Source organism: Pseudomonas sp. Pseusp15 (assembly GCF_059492165.1).
The window spans coordinates 119,119-136,949 of record NZ_CP168523.1 but is presented as its reverse complement, the minus strand read 5'-3'; the positions used below and the strand labels follow the sequence as shown (position 1 = coordinate 136,949).

The window sequence follows — 17,831 nt, the reverse complement described above, 5'->3', positions numbered from 1 at the left end:
AGGAGACGTTCATGAGCCAGGCAGATTTCATCATTATCGGCGGCGGGATTGCCGGTGCTTCCACCGGTTTCTGGCTGTCGCAGCACGGACGGGTGATTGTGCTCGAGCGCGAATCCCATCCGGCCTATCACTCCACCGGACGCTCGGCGGCGCTCTACACCGCCGCCTACGGCACGCCCCAGGTTCGGGCATTGACCCTGGCCAGCCGCGATTTCTTCGATGCACCACCGCCCGGTTTCTGCGAACACCCGCTGCTGACCCCGCGCGGTGAGATGACCGTCGACTTCACTGGCGATCCGGCCGAGTTGAACAATCAATACCTGAGCGCCAAAGCCACCGTGCCGCAGATGCAACTGCTCAGCGCCGACGAAGCCTGTGCGCGTCTGCCGATCCTGCGTCGGGAAAAAGTCCATGGCGCGATCTACGACCCAACCGCCAGCGACATCGATACCGATGCCCTGCACCAAGGCTATCTGCGCAGTATCCGGCGCAATAAAGGCGAGGTGCATACCGACAGTGAAGTGCTGAGCCTGGCCCGGGATACCGAAGGGCTATGGCAGGTTCAAACCGCCACTCAGACCTTCAGCGCCCCGATCATCATCAACGCCGCCGGCGCCTGGGCCGACAAGGTTGGCGAGCTGGCCGGCGCACAGCCTCTGGGCCTGCAACCCAAGCGCCGGACAGCCTTTATCTTCGCCGGCCCCGAGGGCCTGGATAGCCATGACTGGCCAATGCTGGTCAGTCTCGATGAATCGTTCTACATGAAACCCGACGCCGGCATGTTCCTCGGCTCACCGGCCAACGCCGACCCGGTGGAACCGCACGACGTGCAGCCCGAAGAACTGGACATCGCCATGGGCATCTACCAGATCGAAGAGGCCACCACCCTGACCATCCGCCGCCCGACCCGCACCTGGGCCGGCTTGCGCAGTTTCGTGCACGACGGGGATTTGCTGTCCGGCTTCGATCAACACGTATCGGGCCTGTTCTGGGTGGCGGGACAAGGCGGCTACGGCATCCAGACGTCACCGGCCATGGGCCAGGCCAGTGCTGCACTGGTACGCGGCGAAGCCTTGCCCGAACAGCTCACCCGTTTCGGTCTGGACGCCGCGATGCTCTCCCCCGCCCGCCTGGGTTGATCCTGATCCTCAGGTGACGTGCCCACACGATTGCGGCAAACTTCCAGTGCCCCTTTTTAAAGGGGCACTGACGCTGGCCTGGAGCTCCACTGTATGAACGCACCTGAAAAAAACTCGGCCCTGGACAATGTGTCCATGGACAACTTCCGCGCGATTGCCGATGCCATCGCCACGTTGTTCTTCCCTCACGCCGAGGTGGTGCTGCACGACCTGCGCACACAAAAGGTCGACTACATCGCCAACAACCTGTCCAAACGGGAAATTGGAGACGACTCGTCGCTGGAGGACATGCTCAGCGAAGAGGTCAGTGAACGAAACATCGGGCCGTACGAAAAGCTCAACTGGGACGGCCAGAAGATTCGCAGCCTCAGCAGCGTGCTGCGCGACAGCGAAGGGCAACCGCTGGCAGTGCTGTGCATCAACCTGAATATCTCGTTGTTCGAGAACGCGAAGGCGGCGCTGGATTTGTTCCTGTCGCCGACCAAGCTGATTCCGCAACCGGACTCACTGTTTCGCGATGACTGGCAGGAACGGATCAACACTTTTCTGCATGCCTGGCTGCGCGAGCGCCAGTTGAGCCTTAATGTGCTGACCCGCGACCACAAACGCGAACTGGTGCTGGCGCTGCACGCCGAAGGCGCCTTCAAAGGCAAAAGCGCCTCCAACTACGTGGCCAATGTGCTGAACATGGGCCGGGCGACGGTGTACAAGCATTTGAAGGAATTGAAGGGCTGAAAATCAAAAGATCGCAGGCTGCGCCAGCTCCTACAGAGAAATGTGGTCCTCTTTAGGAGCTGCCGAAGGCTGCGATCTTTTTCCGATCAATCGCCGTAGATGTCGGACTTGAAGTACTTCTCCGAAATCTTCTGGTATTCGCCATTGGCGCGAATGCCGTCGATGGCCGCGTTCAGTTCACTGACCAACTCGGTGTTGCCCTTGCGCACGGCAATCCCGGCGCCCTCACCCACGTATTTCGGATCCTTGAGTTCCGGCCCGACAAAGGCGTAACCCTTGCCGCGCGGCATGGACAGGAAATCACTCAATGGAATGGTGTCGGCAAAAATGGCATCGAGGCGACCTGCCGCCAGGTCCATGTAGATTTCTTCGTTGTTGCCGTAACGCTTGACGTTGATGCCCTTCGGTTCGAAAACCTCGGTGGCGTAACGGTCGGTAGTGGTTGCGCGTTGAACGCCGACTGTCTTGCCCTTGAGGCTGGCGTACTGGTCATCGACCGCCGCGCCTTCCTTCATCACCAGTCGCGATGAGGTGAAGTAGTACTTGTGGGTGAAATCCACCGACTTCTTACGGTCTTCATTGATGGTCATGGACGACAGCGCCATGTCGATTTTCTTCACTTTGAGGGAAGGAATCAGACCGTCGAATTCGCCTTCGACCCATACACACTTGACCTTCATCTGCGCGCACAGGGCGTTGCCGATGTCGTAGTCGAAACCGACAATTTCACCTTTGTCGGTTTTCGATGCGAACGGCGGATAAGCCGCTTCAATACCGATACGCAGGCTTTTCTCGGCAGCGAACACGCTACTGCACGCCAACAGGCTCAGGGCCAGACCGGTGATGAGGGGGAATTTCTTCATGTTCGTTCTCTCGCGGGTTGTTGTTGGTTTGGCAAGACAGAAGAAAAAGCTGAAACAGGGAACGCCTTTTTTGTACTTATAAATCCATACTGGACTTTTATGTATTACCCGTCAATCGGGCGCATACAGATCTTCCAGCCTCTGGTCGGGAGGGGAATCAGTGGATTTTTGGGTGCAGAAGGCCTCTTCGCGGACAGGTCGGACCGCGAAGGCGTATTCGAAAGCACTGGAGGAATTACTGCTTCCAGCGATCCGCCGCCGCATGATCGCTGTCGCGCCCTTCAACCCAGCGCGCGCCATCACTAGTGTTTTCTTTCTTCCAGAATGGCGCGCGGGTTTTCAGGTAGTCCATGACAAAGGCGCAGGCATCGAACGCTGCCTGACGATGGGCGCTGGCGGCACCGACGAAGACGATCGGCTCGCCCGGCTCCAGCGCGCCGATGCGATGCAGCACTTCCAGCTTCAACAGCGGCCAGCGCTGCTCGGCCTCCGCGGCAATCTTGCCCAGGGCTTTTTCGGTCATGCCCGGGTAGTGCTCCAGAAACATCCCGGCGACGTCGAGGCCGTCATTGAAGTCGCGTACATAGCCGACAAAACTCACCACCGCACCGACGCCCACATTGGCCGCGTGCATGGCGTTGACCTCAGCGCCCGGGTCGAACGGCGTGGGCTGCACACGAATCGCCATGGCTCAGCCCCCGGTCACGGTTGGAAAGAAAGCCACTTCATCGCCATCGCCGACCGGTTCATCGAGCTGGCAGAGGTCTTCATTGCGGGCGCACATCAGGTTCTGCTCGCTCAACACTTCGGCGCCTTCACGTTGGGCCAGCAGTGCACGCACATCGTCAACCGTGGCGAAATCACCTTCAACCTTCACTGAATCCACGCCGAGCGCCTCACGGTAACGGGCAAAAAACTTCACGGTCACGTTCATGGCTGCTCCGCCTGAAAATGGCCGCTCTTGCCGCCGAGTTTTTCCAGCAGCCGCACGCTCTCGATGGTCATGCCGCGGTCCACGGCCTTGCACATGTCATAGATGGTCAACGCCGCGACACTGGCGGCGGTCAGTGCTTCCATCTCGACACCGGTCTGCCCGGACAACTTGCAGCGCGCCACGATGCGCACGGTGTCGTCGCCTTCGGCACTGAGTTCGACCTTGACGCCGGTGAGCATCAACGGATGGCACAGAGGAATCAGATCGCTGGTTTTCTTCGCCGCCTGGATACCGGCGATCCGCGCCACGGCGAACACATCACCCTTGGGATGACCGCCGCTGACGATCAACTGCAGGGTTTCGGGCAGCATGCGCACCAGCGCTTGGGCCGTCGCTTCGCGGAACGTCACGGCTTTTTCGGTGACGTCGACCATATTGGCGCGACCTTGGGAATCGAGATGAGTCAGCACAGCGTTACTCCTGATCAGGAGCATCGATTGTAAACCTGCGGGTCAATTTTCCGCACGCACGATTATCCGATCGACATGCCTCGCTCCTACAGAGGAAATGCGGGACACAAAAAACGGGGCGACCCGTGAGGTCGCCCCGTTTTTGTGGTTCAAGGTTACAGATGCGATTCGGCGTATTCGGCCAGAATCGAACGTGGCACCCCTTGCAGGGTGATGTGTACACCGTTGGGGAAGTCTTTGAAGCGTTCGGTCAGGTACGTCAGCCCGGAGCTGGTCGCGGACAGGTAAGGGGTGTCGATTTGCGCCAGGTTGCCCAGGCACACCACTTTGGAACCGGCGCCAGCACGGGTGATGATGGTTTTCATCTGGTGCGGCGTGAGGTTCTGGCATTCATCGATCAGGATCAGACTCTGCTGGAAGCTACGGCCTCGAATGTAGTTGAGGGATTTGAACTGCAACGGCACTTTGCTGAGGATGTAGTCGACGCTGCCATGGGTGTTTTCGTCATCCATGTGCAAGGCTTCGAGGTTGTCGGTGATGGCGCCCAGCCAAGGCTCCATCTTTTCCGCTTCGGTGCCGGGCAGGAAACCGATTTCCTGGTCGAGCCCCTGCACGCTGCGGGTGGCAATGATGCGCCGGTAGCGTTTGCTGACCATGGTCTGCTCGATGGCCGCCGCCAGGGCCAGGATGGTTTTACCGGAACCGGCCGCGCCGGACAGGTTCACCAGATGAATGTCCGGATCGAGCAAGGCGTACAGCGCCAGGCTTTGATAGATGTCACGCGGTTTCAGGCCCCAGGCTTCCTGGTGCAACAGAGGCTCCTGATGCAGGTCGAGGATCAACAATTTGTCGACCTGGATTTCCTTGATCCAGCCGACAAAGCCCTGTTCGTCGATGATGAACTCGTTAACGTGCACGGCAGGCAGGTTGTCGATCAGCTGCACCTGATGCCAGGTGCGACCATGATCCTGCCGGGTTTCGACTTTACTCACCCGGTCCCAGAAGGAGCCGGTCATGTTGTGGTAACCGTTGGGCAGCAACGAAACGTCGTCGACCAGTTGGTCGGTACTGTAGTCCTCGGCCGCGATCCCACAAGCCCGGGCCTTGAGGCGCATGTTGATGTCTTTTGTGACCAGCACCACGGGCAGTTTTGCATCACGCGCGCGCAGGTCGATCAGCTGGTTGATGATGATGTTGTCGTTCAGGTGCTCGGGCAGAATGATGTTCGGCTCGGCACGCTTGCTCATCAGAATTGACAGCAAGCCCTTGGGCCCGCCCTTGCCACGCTGGATCGGAACGCCGAGTTCGACGTCTTCAGGGCTGGCATCGCCCAGGGTCTTGTCGATCAGCCGAATGGCCTGGCGGCATTCCGCTGCAACGCTGTGAGGCCCGCTCTTGAGCTTGTCCAGCTCTTCAAGCACGGTCATTGGGATCGCGACGTGGTGTTCTTCGAAGTTAAGCAGGGCGTTTGGATCGTGAATCAATACGTTGGTATCGAGTACATAAAGGATTGGCTGGTTGGAAGGGCTACGTCCGTGATCATCCATACTCGGTCACCTTTGTGGGAGCCAGTCGACGCAATACCATGACAGTGCTGCGCCTCGAAGTGGCCACCGAAATCACCTGCTCAGACTCAAGTGATTGCAACCCAAACGGAGTCTTGGAAGACGCCACCTGTGTTGCAGGTTTCGGCGGTCTGTCTTCGTAATACTCCAAAACACATGACAGAAAAAAGCACTTTGACGTTTTTTTGAAGTTTATTTTTCAGAATGACCAATAGCACTTGGCGGACTGCCAGCACCCCGCTAAAGTCGGAAGTCCGCCTGCATCGAAATCTCCTCCAAAAACGTCCCTGCCCCAATGTTTACGGGCTTTCCCCGTTTCAGCGAAACGCGTCCTGACAGTTTTCCCAACCGATCCCGCTTGGCGCCGTTTGCGTGATGAGCCAGGGCATCGCGGTTTTCAGCGCGTCCTGCTTCACATTGAAGTTGATCACCCCGTGCCGCCACAGCAGCATCAGGGTCAGCACCCGTTGCGCACTCTGGCTGCCCTTGAGCTTGCCGGCGCCGTCCTGGGCATCGATGTCCCACAGTGCCACCTGCAAACCCTGAGACCTGAAGAAGCCTTCAGCATCGGACCGACGCTGGCCATCGGGCGGACGAAACAGCGGCACGTAATTCTCCGGCAGCTTGCCCTTGACCAGCTCGGCGCTGCGCCGCACCGAGTCCTGCCAGTCTTGCCAGTGGCTGTGGGAACGGAACTCCCAACCCTGCACACCAACGCATTGCTGCGAATAGGTCCCTTGCAGACTGGTCGCCGAACCTTCAGCCAGACGGGCCTGGATGTCCTTGCCGAGGACGAAGAACGTCGCGCTCATGTTCGATTTGCGCAGGTACTCGGTGACCCAGGCAGTGTTATCCGGCACGGCATTGGCAGCGCTGTCGAAAGTCAGCAGGAACAGGCGATCATTCATGGCATCGCCATTGCGCTCATAGTCGCCAAAACGATCGACTTCGCTGCTGGTCTGCGGGAACAGCGCGGCCTTGCGCAATTGCTCGTCCAGATACTGGGCGTGGAACAACCGGCTCGGCTCGGCCCACTTGATGTAGTAGCTGTCGTTGCTGATCTGAAACTTGGCCGCTTGCTCACGCAAGGTATCCATGTCCTCGACGAGGAAACAGAAAGAGGCATCCTGATCGCAACTCTGCTGGGCGAAGTTGTAGTTGCTCAGCAACCGCTGCCACATGCGCTGGCGCAGCTGGTTGACCGACTCCAGATTGACGGTGCGCAGGCCCAGGCGTTGAGCCAGGCTTGCTTCATCGAGCGATTCGCTGGCGAGCAGGACGCGGGCGAACATGAGGATTTCGGCCCGGGAGGCAACGTCGAACAGGGTCGGGTTGCTGAGCCGCTCAGGCCAGGTGCTGCGATCCAGCGTCGCCACATCGCCCGGCGCCGCCTGGGCGACGAAACTCAACAGCGAGGCGAAGAATAGAAAAACGATACGCAATGGGATGTCTCCATAACAAAACCCGCGCGGCACTATAGCCGATAGCGTTCAAATTCCCGCATCTGCGCCGAACTCATTGTGGCGAGGGAGCTTGCTCCCGCAGGGCTGCGAAGCAGACCCAAACCGACAAATACTTTCTCTGGATAAATCCATGCGCCTGTATTGCGACCGCTTCGCGCTCAAGCGGGAGCAAGCTCCCTCGCCACAGGATCGCCTTCTGCCACAAAACCTGGCGACACCACCGATCACCTATGACACCCATAGCTGGAGTCAACACAGACAACCCCCTAGAATCGCCCCCACGATTAAAGGAGCCGACTTCATGCTGATGGTGATTTCCCCCGCCAAGACCCTCGATTACGAAACACCGCCGGCGACCCAGCGCTTCACTCAGCCGCAATACCTCGACCACTCCCAGGAACTGATCCTGCAACTGCGCGACCTGACACCGGCGCAGATCAGCGAGCTGATGCACGTCTCCGACAAGATTGGCGGCCTCAATGCCGCACGTTTCGGCAGCTGGACCCCGGCCTTCACCCCAGCCAACGCCAAGCAGGCCTTGCTGGCATTCAAGGGTGACGTGTACACCGGCCTGAATGCACAAACCTTCAGCGAAGCCGACTTCGATTACGCCCAGCAGCACTTGCGCATGCTCTCCGGCCTGTACGGCCTGCTTCGCCCTCTGGACCTGATGCAGCCCTATCGGCTGGAGATGGGCACCAAGCTGGCCAATGCCCGTGGCAAGGATCTGTATGCCTTCTGGGGCACGCGGATCAGCGAATGGCTGAACGAAGCGCTGGCCGATCAGGGCGACGATGTACTGCTGAACCTGGCCTCCAACGAATACTTCTCGGCGGTCAAACGCAGCGCCTTGAACGCGCGCATCATCAATACCGAGTTCAAGGATTTGAAGAACGGCCAGTACAAAATCATCAGCTTCTACGCGAAAAAGGCCCGCGGGATGATGAGCCGCTTCGTCATCGAAGAACGCATCAATGACCCGGTCGCCCTCAAGCAGTTCGATGTTCAGGGTTATCGCTACAGCAACGAACAGTCTAAACCGGACAATCTGGTATTCCTGCGCGATCACGCACCGGAGTAACCAGACCCGCACTCAATTCGCGCACGACACCAACAACTTCGTCGTGCGCTACCCCTTCGATCCTCGAACAATCCCCGCCCTTTTCGCCGACTTATTGGCGCCAAAAAACAAGCACTCGATTTTCTAACTTTTGTTTCACTCGACTTTGCTGATTTTTTTCAGTAGTGGCACTGAAAATTTTTGTGAGTAGTGGCAAAAAAGTACCCAAGGCAATAATCACCCTATATATAAAGGGCGAAACGGCAAGTGCTATCAATATGAAAGCAGTGCCATCTTTTTCAATATTTCAAGAAATTCCAGAAATCGCGATGGGTGGACTGGAACTATGTCCAAATGCGTCGCTCATACCACCCGTAACGATTCTCTCGGCGAACGTACGAGATAACTTACACAGAGAAGCGGTCCCGATAGCGAAGTTGTCATATTAACTTGAACTTATGGATCACTTGTTTGGGCAACACATGAAGGACAGGAGATAACGCATCATTAATATCCCCTACAAGGCCACGGCTGCGCCCCTATAAACGTGCTCACCCGAGCACCCAACCGCTTGATTTACGGGCTTCTGGCCTGGCATTGAGCGCGCAAGACCTTTGCACGAACGTCCTCTGATTAGAGGGTCGGCTGCATAACAGGGCACGTCATAACAATAAGGCCTGGTTGCGCACTTCTTGAGTGCACTTATTTAGACACTCGGAACTTAGTATGCCTGCACCCGGCATTGTGACGCCTTTAAGGCCGCACTTGCGAGTGCATTATGACCGCTGAACACCATTAACTCCGGCCATGTAATGGCTTGTTGAACACAGTCTTGATTAACTGAGAGGTAAATGCGATGCGCATCAGCATATTTGGTTTGGGTTACGTCGGTGCAGTCTGTGCCGGTTGCCTGTCTGCACGGGGCCATGACGTCGTTGGCGTCGATGTTGCCAAAGACAAGATCGATATGATCAACGCCGGTCGTTCGCCGATCGTTGAACCCGGTCTGGGCGAACTTCTGAAACAGGGCATCGAGACTGGCCGTCTGCGCGGCACGACCAACTTCGCCGAGGCGATTCGCGACACCGACCTGTCGATGATCTGCGTCGGCACGCCGAGCAAAAAGAACGGCGACCTGGAACTGAACTACATCGAGGCCGTGTGCCGCGAAATCGGTTTTGTTCTGCGTGACAAAACCACCCGCCACACCATCGTCGTGCGCAGCACCGTATTGCCGGGCACCGTGGCAAACGTGGTCATCCCGATTCTCGAAGACTGCTCCGGCAAGAAAGCCGGCGTCGACTTCGGTGTTGCCGTGAACCCTGAGTTCCTGCGCGAAAGCACCGCAATCGCCGACTACGACCAGCCGCCAATGACCGTCATCGGCGAGTTCGACAAGGCTTCGGGCGACGTCCTGCAATCGCTGTACGAAGAACTCGACGCACCGATCATCCGCAAGGACATCGCCGTTGCCGAGATGATCAAGTACACCTGCAACGTGTGGCACGCCACCAAGGTGACCTTCGCCAACGAGATCGGCAACATCGCCAAGGCTGTCGGCGTCGATGGTCGTGAAGTGATGGAAGTGGTCTGCCAGGACAAGACACTGAACCTGTCCCAGTACTACATGCGTCCTGGCTTCGCGTTCGGCGGCTCCTGCCTGCCGAAAGATGTGCGCGCCCTGACCTACCGCGCCGGTTCCCTGGACGTCGAAGCACCGCTGCTCAACTCGCTGATGCGCAGTAACGAGTCCCAGGTACAGAACGCGTTCGACATCGTCTCCAGCCACGACAAACGCAAAGTCGCCCTGCTGGGCCTGAGCTTCAAGGCCGGCACCGACGACCTGCGCGAAAGCCCGCTGGTCGATCTGGCGGAAATGCTGATCGGCAAGGGCTACGACCTGAGCATCTACGACAGCAACGTCGAGTACGCCCGTGTCCACGGTGCGAACAAGGATTACATCGAGTCGAAGATCCCTCACGTCTCCTCCTTGCTCAACTCGAACTTCGAGGACGTGATCAACAACTCCGACGTGATCATCCTCGGTAACCGTGACGAGAAATTCCGCGCCCTGGCGCAGGAAGCACCGCACGGCAAGCAAGTGGTCGACCTGGTCGGCTTCATGTCTCAAGCCACCAGCGTCAGCAAGCGCACCGAAGGTATCTGCTGGTAACACGCCTGTAGGAGCTGTCGAGTGAAACGAGGCTGCGATCTTTCCCAGCTCACTTGAATCCCAAGCGAAAGATCAAAAGATCGCAGGCTTCGCCAGCTCCTACAGGGATTCTGGCGTTATCCAAACCGGGTGGCGCCAGTTTTCACAAGCCTGCCTTAACCCAATCGGGCTCCGCCCGAGATCGAGACGGATGCAGATTATGCACAGGCTAAAGCACGGCCTACTTCAGGCCGCCGGTTGGCTGTTTTACCTAAGTTTATTAATGGGCATCGCCCTGGCGTTGCCTCCGTCCACATTCGACTCCGAGTCGAAGGACTTCATCTTCCTGATCGGTATCGTCGGTATCTGGCGCTACTCGATGGGTGCCACGCACTTTTTGCGCGGCATGCTGTTTCTGTACGTGGTCTACCCGCACCTGCGGCGCAAAGTGCGCAAGCTGGGCAAAGAGGCAGACCCGTCCCACGTGTTCCTGATGGTCACCAGCTTCCGTATCGACGCGCTGACCACCGCGCAGGTCTACAGCTCGGTGATCCGCGAGGCCATTGACTGCGGCCTGCCGACCACCGTGGTGTGCTCCATCGTCGAAATGTCCGATGAGCTGCTGGTCAAGAGCCTCTGGAAACGCATGAACCCACCGACACGGGTCAAGCTCGACTTCGTGCGCATTCCCGGCACCGGCAAGCGCGACGGCCTGGCCTATGGTTTCCGCGCCATCTCCCGCCACCTGCCGGACGACCGTGCCGTGGTTGCCGTGATCGATGGCGACACCGTGCTGGCCGAAGGCGTCGTGCTCAAGACCGTGCCGTGGTTCCAGCTGTTCGGCAATGTCGGCGGCCTGACCACCAACGAGTTCTGCGAAGTGCGCGGCGGCTACATCATGAGCGAATGGCACAAACTGCGATTCGCCCAGCGCCACATCAACATGTGCTCCATGGCCCTGTCCAAGCGCGTGCTGACCATGACTGGCCGGATGTCGGTGTTCCGCGCCACCGTGGTCACCAACCCGGACTTCATCGCCGACGTGGAAAGCGACTCGCTGCAACACTGGCGCCTGGGCCGCTTCAAGTTCCTGACCGGTGACGACAAGTCGAGCTGGTTCAGCCTGATGCGCCTGGGTTACGACACGTTCTACGTGCCCGACGCCGCGATCCATACCGTGGAACACCCGCCGGAAAAGAGCTTCATCAAGGCCAGTCGCAAACTGATGTTCCGTTGGTACGGCAACAACCTGCGGCAGAACTCCCGCGCCCTGGGCCTGGGGATGAAACGCCTCGGCCTGTTCACGTCAGTGGTGCTGTTCGATCAGCGCGTGTCGATGTGGACGTCCCTGCTGGGCCTGACGGTGGCGCTCATCGCCACCTTCAAGTACGGCACCGCGTTCATCCTGGTTTACCTGCTGTGGATCGGCATCACCCGCCTGATCCTGACCCTGTTGCTGTCCTGTTCCGGTCACCGGATCGGCCCGGCATACCCGGCCATTCTCTATTACAACCAGATCGTCGGCGCGCTGGTGAAGATCTACGTGTTCTTCCGCCTCGATCAACAATCCTGGACTCGCCAGCCCACTTCTCTGACCCGTGATCTCGCCAGCTTTCAACGTTGGTTCAACACCTGGTCGTCTCGGACCATGACCTTCTCCGCCGGCAGCATCTTTGTCGCCGTGCTGCTGATGATGGTCTGACCGAACTCGCCTGAATTAACTAGGAAATCGCCCATATGAATACCGCCGTCAACAGCAACGTAGTGCACGAATCCGAAGCCCAGCGCCAACACGCCCGCGTGAAAATTCCGGCCAAGCTGCGTTTCTTCGGCCCTGACCGGACCCCGGTCGAAGCCCGGGTCATCGACCTTTCCGCCGGCGGCCTGGCGTTCAACGCCGGTCAGTTGCCGCTGAAGGTCGGCGATGTGCACAAGGCCCGCCTGCAATTCGTCATCGACAACCTCGGTCTGGCCATGGACGTGGAGTTGCAGATCCGCTCCGTCGACCGCCAGACCGGCCGCGTAGGTTGCCAGTTCCAGAACCTGGAACCCCGGGACATTTCCACCCTGCGCCACCTGATTACTTCGCACCTGGCCGGTGACATCGTCAGCGTGGGTGAAATGCTCGCAACCCTGCAACGCGACAACTTCACCAAGGCGCGCAAGGTCAAGGACGGCGGTCATGGCATGACCGCGCTCGGCCGTCTGAAAGCGGTGACCTTCAGCGCCGGTATCTTCGTGGTCGGCCTGGTGGCGTTCGGTTTTATCTTCAAATCGGTGTACGGCATGTACTTCGTCAGCCACGCCCAGGCTGGCCTGGTCAGCGTGCAAGGCATGAACATCACCATGCCGCGCGACGGCACCGTGCAGAGCCTGATCAAGGCTGACGGCGTTGCCGCCAAAGGCGCCCCGCTGGCGACCTTCAGCACCAGCATGCTCGACGTACTCAAAGGCCATCTGGACGAAAACCAACTGCAACCGTCCAAGGTTGAAGAGCTCTTCGGCAAGCAAATGACCGGCACCCTGACCTCTCCGTGCGATTGCACCGTGGCCCAGCAACTGGTGGCTAACGGTCAATACGCCAACAAAGGTGACGTGATCTTCCAACTGGTGCCACGCAATACCGAAGCCAACGTTGAAGCACGCTTCTCCTATCGCCAGTTCGGCGACGTGCGCCCAGGCACCACGGTCAGCTTCCAGATCGCCGGCGAAGACCAGACCCGTACCGGCAAGATCGTCAGCAGCACCAGCCTGAAAAGCGAAGACCTGTCATCCGATATCCGCGTGCAGATCAAACCTGACGAGCCGCTGGACAGCGCACTCGCCGGTCGCCCGGCGGAAGTGAACAGCACCCGTGGCCCGAACCTGAACTGGCTGATCAACAAAGCCATGGCCGCCGGTCTTTAAACAGAGGACATGCCCGTGACGACTCCACAAATCCTCAGAACACCGCGCACCCACATAGGATCACTGTGTGCAGTTGCACTGGCCGTAAGCCTGGCCGGTTGCGCCGGCCTGCCCGACCAGCGCCTGGCCAATGAAGCCCTCAAGCGCGGTGATACCACGCTGGCGGCGCAGAACTATCAGCAACTGGCCGACCTGGGTTACAGCGAAGCCCAGGTTGGGCTGGCCGACATTCAGGTCGACAGCCGCGACCCGGCACAGATCAAAAAGGCCGAGGCGACTTACCGCGCCGCAGCCAGCGTCTCGCCGCGGGCTCAGGCTCGCCTGGGTCGCCTGCTGGTGGCCAAACCTGGCGCCACCGAAGCCGAACACCACGAAGCCGAGGCACTGTTGAAGAAAGCCGCGACCAATGGCGAAGGCAACACCCTGATCCCGTTGGCGATGCTGTATCTGCAATTCCCGCACAGCTTCCCCAACGTCAACGCACAGCAGCAGATCAGCCAATGGCGCGCCGAAGGCAAACCGGAAGCAGGTCTGGCCCAGGTGCTGCTCTATCGCACCCAGGGCACTTACGACCAACACCTGAATGACGTGGAAAAGATCTGCAAAGCGGCGTTGAACACCACCGACATCTGCTACGTCGAACTGGCCACGGTCTATCAGAAACGTGGCCAGCCCGAGCAACAGGCCGAGCTGATCAAGCAGATGCAGGCCGCTCACAGCCGTGGCACCGTCTCCGCGCAACGGGTCGACAGCGTGGCCCGCGTGCTGGGCGATGCGAGCCTGGGCAAGACCGACGAAAAAACCGCTCAGTCGCTGCTCGAAGGCATCGCCCCGGGCTACCCGGCGTCCTGGGTCAGCCTGGCGCAGTTGCTCTACGACTTCCCTGAACTGGGCGACGTCGACACGATGATGAAGTACCTGGACAACGGCCGCGCCGCCGACCAGCCGCGCGCCGAACTGTTGCTGGGCAAGCTCTACTACGAAGGCAAGATGGTGCCGGCCGACGCCAAGGTCGCCGAAGAGCACTTCAAGAAAGCCCTCGGCCGGGAAGTCGCCGCCGATTACTACCTCGGCCAGATTTACCGTCGCGGTTACCTGGGCAAGGTCTATCCGCAGAAAGCCCTGGATCACCTGCTGACCGCTGCGCGCAACGGCCAGAACAGCGCCGATTTCGCCATCGCCCAACTGTTCTCCCAAGGCAAGGGCACCCGGCCCGACCCGGTCAACGCTTACGTCTTCAGCCAATTGGCCAAGGCTCAAGACACCCCGCAAGCCACTGAGCTTGCGCAAACACTCGAAGCGCAACTGCCGCCTGACCGGCTGGCCGAGGCCCAACGCCTGCTCAAACAAGAGCAAGCCATTCGTAGCACCGTGAGTCCGGACACGCTGGAACTGCACGCTTTGCAAGAAGAAGACGGCGAGGAATCCCTATGAAACTCAATCCATTCGTGCAGGCCGGTATTGGCCTGACATTCGCCCTGCTGTGGTCGTGCCCGACCCTGGCGGCCCTGACCGAAGACAAGAACTTCGGTCTCGAAGTCAAAGTTACCGGCCAGTCCGAAAACGACAGTGACCTGGGCACCGCCGGTGGCGGCGACGTTAACGGCGTCGGCCTCGACCTGCGCCCTTGGGTCTATGGCGAAAGCGGCGCGTGGAGCGCCTACGCGATGGGTCAGGCCGTGACGTCCACCGACATCATCGAAACCGACACCCTGCAGCAGTCCGACAACAGCGGCACCCAGACCACCGACAGCGGTGATCGCAAGACCAGGAAAAACTACCTGGCGATGCGCGAGTTCTGGGTCGGTTACCAGGGCCTCACGCCTTACCCTGGCGAGATCCTCAAGTTCGGTCGCCAACGCCTGCGAAACGACGACGGCCAATGGCGCGACACCAACATCGAAGCCCTGAACTGGACCTTCGACACCACCCTGTTGCGCGCCAACGTCGGTATCGCCGAACGCTTCAGCGAATACCGCACCGACCTGAAAGAACTGTCCCCCAAAGACAAGGATCGCCTGCACGCCTACGCCGATGCGGCGTATCAGTGGACACCCGGTAACTGGGTCGGCATTCGCGGTCATCACACCCACGATAACGGCAAGCTCGACTATCCGGAGCCGGGCGTGGCTGGCGATACTCTGGACAAGAAACAGAACGGCGACATCAGCTGGCTCGGCCTCACCGCCGACAGTGATGCCTACAACTGGCGCAACACCAACACCGTCAATTACTGGGGCAGCATCACCGGCATGAACGGCGACCGTGACACGGTCAACCCGTTGAATGCCGACGGCACTCGCCCGGCAGAAGCCAAGCGTGGTGAAGACCTGAACGGCTGGGCTACCGACCTGGGTGTTCGTCTGCGTCTCGATCCGCAGTGGCAAGTCGGTGCAGCCTATGCCCGCGCCAGCGCCGAGTACCAACAGAACGGCCTGGAAAGCAACCGCTCGAACTACACCGGTACTCGCTCGCGGGTTCACCGTTTCGGCGAAGCCTTCCGTGGCGAAATGAACAACATGCAGACCGCTACGCTGTTCGGCTCCTGGATGCTCAACGACGAATACGACGCCAGCCTGATCTACCACAAGTTCTGGCGTGTCGACGGCAACAAGCCGGTGGGCAACAACGGCATCAACGCTGTTGAAAACAACACCGACGACGCGACCGGCGCGATCCTCTCCAGCACCTCCTTGCCGCTGGAAGATGGCAACAAGGACCTCGGTCAGGAAATGGATCTGGTGGTCACCAAGTACTTCAAGCAAGGCCTGTTGCCGGCAGCGTTGAGCCAGTCGATCGATGAGCCTTCGGCCCTGGTGCGGTTCCGTGGCGGTGTGTTCAAGCCCGGCGATGCCTATGGCAAAGAAGTCGACTCGTACATGCACCGTGCGTTTATCGACGTGATCTGGCGCTTCTGATGCAAACCGCGAAGGGAGTGCCCGACATGAACAGCGCCAAGAAAGGCTCGATCAGCCTGCTGGCCGGCGCGCTGCTGCTGGCCAGCGCAGCCGCCTTCGCCACCGTCGAACCGGCCAAGTCTGTGCAACAGGGCAAATCGACGACCATAGCCAAGGGGCTGCAACAGGCCAAGACCTACACCGTCAGCAGCGCGCCAACTGCGCCGCTGGACCTGGCCAAGCCGAAACTGCCGGACACTTCTGGCTACACCGCCGAAGCCATTGCCGCGAAAATCGTGCGCACCAAGCCCGGCAAGATCAGCATACGCCGGATGATGCAGGAAGACGCCTTGAAGGACTTCATCGGCGGCGACAACAAGATGGCCGAGTGGGTGGTGCGTCAGCACGGCATCCCGCAGGCGATCTTCGTCGACGACGGCTACATGAACCTCAAGGACCTGACCAAGAAGCTGCCCAAGCAGTACCTCAGCGAAACGTCGCCAGGTGTGTTCCTGGCGAAGTTGCCGATCGTGGTGGGCAGACACGGCATTCTGGAAATCGACAAACAGACCCAGGAACTGCGCCTGTCCCAGGAGGCCGGCTCGTTCCTGGTCAACGACGGTCAGCTGTTTGTGCGTGATACCAAGATCACCGGTTGGAGCGAGAAGGCCAACGGCCCGGCGGCCTTCTCGTCGCCCAAGGAATTCCGGCCGTTCCTGTTGTCCTGGGGCGGCACCGAGACCTACATCGCCAACAGCAAGATCGCCAGTTTCGGTTACGCCAACAGTAAGTCCTACGGCGTGAGTATTTCCCAGTACACGCCGAACATGGCCAAGGTGCTCAAGCGCCCTGAACCGACCGGCTGGATCGTCGGCTCCGAGTTCTCGGACATGTGGTACGGCTTCTACTGCTACGAAACCCGCGACTTCGTGGTCAAGGGCAACACCTACAAAGACAACATCGTCTACGGCATCGACCCCCATGACCGTTCCCACGGTCTGATCATCGCCGACAACACGGTGTACGGTACCAAGAAGAAGCACGGGATCATTATTTCCCGTGAGGTCAACGACAGCTTCATCTTCAACAACCGCAGCTACGACAACCACCTGTCAGGCCTGGTGATCGACCGTAACAGCGTGAACAACCTGATCGCCTACAACGAGATCTACAAGAACCACACCGACGGCATCACCCTCTACGAGAGTGCCGACAACCTGTTGTGGGGCAACAAGGTGATCAGCAATAAGCGTCACGGCATCCGGATTCGTAACAGCGTGAACATTCGCCTGTACGAAAACGTCTCGATGGCCAACGGCCTGACCGGTGTCTACGGGCACATCAAAGACCTGAGCGACACCGACCGGGACATCAAGCTCGACCCGTTCGATGCCGAAGTGTCGCTGATCGTGGTCGGTGGTGAACTGGCTGCCAACGGCAGCGGACCGCTGTCGATCGACTCGCCGCTGAGCGTGGAGTTGTATCGCGTGTCGATGCTCGCACCGACCAAAACCAGCGGCATCAGCTTCTCGGGAATTCTCGGCGAGCGTCAGGATGAAATTCTCGACCTGCTGGTGCGCCAGCAGAAAGCCGTGCTGATCGACCCTGTCGAACGCCAGACCGAAATGCGGGACTGAGGATAATTT

General features: G+C 59.3%; 15 protein-coding genes. 9 read left to right on the top strand and 6 right to left on the bottom strand.

The genetic code is table 11. The features are described 5' to 3' along the window. Nucleotides 1-11: 11 nt before the first annotated feature. Together ACEN8R_RS00635 and ACEN8R_RS00630 are read left to right on the top strand one after the other, a co-directional pair. A complete protein-coding gene (locus tag ACEN8R_RS00635; RefSeq protein ID WP_495624526.1) occupies nucleotides 12-1,139 on the top strand; it encodes an NAD(P)/FAD-dependent oxidoreductase in 1,128 nt (375 codons plus the stop codon). A 93-nt stretch (nucleotides 1,140-1,232) separates the two neighbouring features. Beyond that, entirely contained in the window at nucleotides 1,233-1,874 is a 642-nt protein-coding gene (locus tag ACEN8R_RS00630; RefSeq protein WP_018927115.1) for a helix-turn-helix transcriptional regulator, read from the top strand. Nucleotides 1,875-1,960: 86 nt separating this feature from the next. Here ACEN8R_RS00630 and ACEN8R_RS00625 read toward each other — a convergent pair whose 3' ends face one another. From ACEN8R_RS00625 to ACEN8R_RS00600, 6 genes are all read right to left on the bottom strand, one after another. Continuing rightward, on the bottom strand, nucleotides 1,961-2,737 hold the full coding sequence (locus ACEN8R_RS00625; RefSeq protein WP_064620181.1) for an ABC transporter substrate-binding protein: 777 nt from the start codon (nucleotides 2,735-2,737) through the stop codon (nucleotides 1,961-1,963). Nucleotides 2,738-2,972: 235 nt separating this feature from the next. Beyond that, nucleotides 2,973-3,425, bottom strand: a complete 453-nt coding sequence (moaE, locus tag ACEN8R_RS00620; protein ID WP_018927117.1) for a molybdopterin synthase catalytic subunit MoaE — start codon at nucleotides 3,423-3,425, stop codon at nucleotides 2,973-2,975. A gap of 3 nt (nucleotides 3,426-3,428) precedes the next feature. After that, on the bottom strand, nucleotides 3,429-3,671 hold the full coding sequence (gene moaD / locus ACEN8R_RS00615) for a molybdopterin converting factor subunit 1 (RefSeq protein ID WP_018927118.1): 243 nt from the start codon (nucleotides 3,669-3,671) through the stop codon (nucleotides 3,429-3,431). After that, nucleotides 3,668-4,141 (bottom strand): cyclic pyranopterin monophosphate synthase MoaC, encoded by a 474-nt coding sequence (gene moaC / locus ACEN8R_RS00610; RefSeq protein ID WP_028940343.1) that lies wholly within the window; start codon nucleotides 4,139-4,141, stop codon nucleotides 3,668-3,670. The genes moaD and moaC overlap by 4 nt, the downstream gene beginning before the upstream one ends. A 155-nt stretch (nucleotides 4,142-4,296) precedes the next feature. After that, entirely contained in the window at nucleotides 4,297-5,688 is a 1,392-nt protein-coding gene (locus tag ACEN8R_RS00605; protein ID WP_018927120.1) for a PhoH family protein, read from the bottom strand. Nucleotides 5,689-6,023: 335 nt separating this feature from the next. Next, nucleotides 6,024-7,148 carry a polysaccharide deacetylase family protein gene (locus ACEN8R_RS00600; RefSeq protein ID WP_018927121.1) on the bottom strand — a complete coding sequence of 375 codons (1,125 nt, stop codon included), beginning with the start codon at nucleotides 7,146-7,148 and terminating at the stop codon, nucleotides 6,024-6,026. A 322-nt stretch (nucleotides 7,149-7,470) separates the two neighbouring features. Between ACEN8R_RS00600 and yaaA the strand changes: the two genes are divergently transcribed. The 7 genes from yaaA to algG all read left to right on the top strand — a co-directional run bounded on the left by yaaA (nucleotide 7,471) and on the right by algG (nucleotide 17,822). Then, on the top strand, nucleotides 7,471-8,250 hold the full coding sequence (yaaA, locus tag ACEN8R_RS00595; protein ID WP_111454313.1) for a peroxide stress protein YaaA: 780 nt from the start codon (nucleotides 7,471-7,473) through the stop codon (nucleotides 8,248-8,250). An 835-nt stretch (nucleotides 8,251-9,085) separates the two neighbouring features. Continuing rightward, nucleotides 9,086-10,402, top strand: coding sequence for a nucleotide sugar dehydrogenase (locus ACEN8R_RS00590; RefSeq protein ID WP_018927123.1), 1,317 nt, complete (start codon nucleotides 9,086-9,088; stop codon nucleotides 10,400-10,402). Nucleotides 10,403-10,601: 199 nt separating this feature from the next. Then, nucleotides 10,602-12,083 carry a mannuronan synthase gene (alg8, locus tag ACEN8R_RS00585; protein ID WP_370741111.1) on the top strand — a complete coding sequence of 494 codons (1,482 nt, stop codon included), beginning with the start codon at nucleotides 10,602-10,604 and terminating at the stop codon, nucleotides 12,081-12,083. A 35-nt stretch (nucleotides 12,084-12,118) separates the two neighbouring features. Continuing rightward, a complete protein-coding gene (locus ACEN8R_RS00580; protein WP_018927125.1) occupies nucleotides 12,119-13,288 on the top strand; it encodes an alginate biosynthesis protein Alg44 in 1,170 nt (389 codons plus the stop codon). Between the two features lie 9 nt (nucleotides 13,289-13,297). Continuing rightward, complete coding sequence (gene algK, locus ACEN8R_RS00575; protein WP_018927126.1) at nucleotides 13,298-14,722, top strand: alginate biosynthesis TPR repeat lipoprotein AlgK; 1,425 nt, start codon at nucleotides 13,298-13,300, stop codon at nucleotides 14,720-14,722. Then, nucleotides 14,719-16,206 carry an alginate export family protein gene (locus tag ACEN8R_RS00570; RefSeq protein ID WP_018927127.1) on the top strand — a complete coding sequence of 496 codons (1,488 nt, stop codon included), beginning with the start codon at nucleotides 14,719-14,721 and terminating at the stop codon, nucleotides 16,204-16,206. The genes algK and ACEN8R_RS00570 overlap by 4 nt, the downstream gene beginning before the upstream one ends. 26 nt (nucleotides 16,207-16,232) lie before the next feature. Beyond that, complete coding sequence (algG, locus tag ACEN8R_RS00565) at nucleotides 16,233-17,822, top strand: mannuronan 5-epimerase AlgG (RefSeq protein ID WP_018927128.1); 1,590 nt, start codon at nucleotides 16,233-16,235, stop codon at nucleotides 17,820-17,822. Nucleotides 17,823-17,831 lie beyond the last annotated feature (9 nt).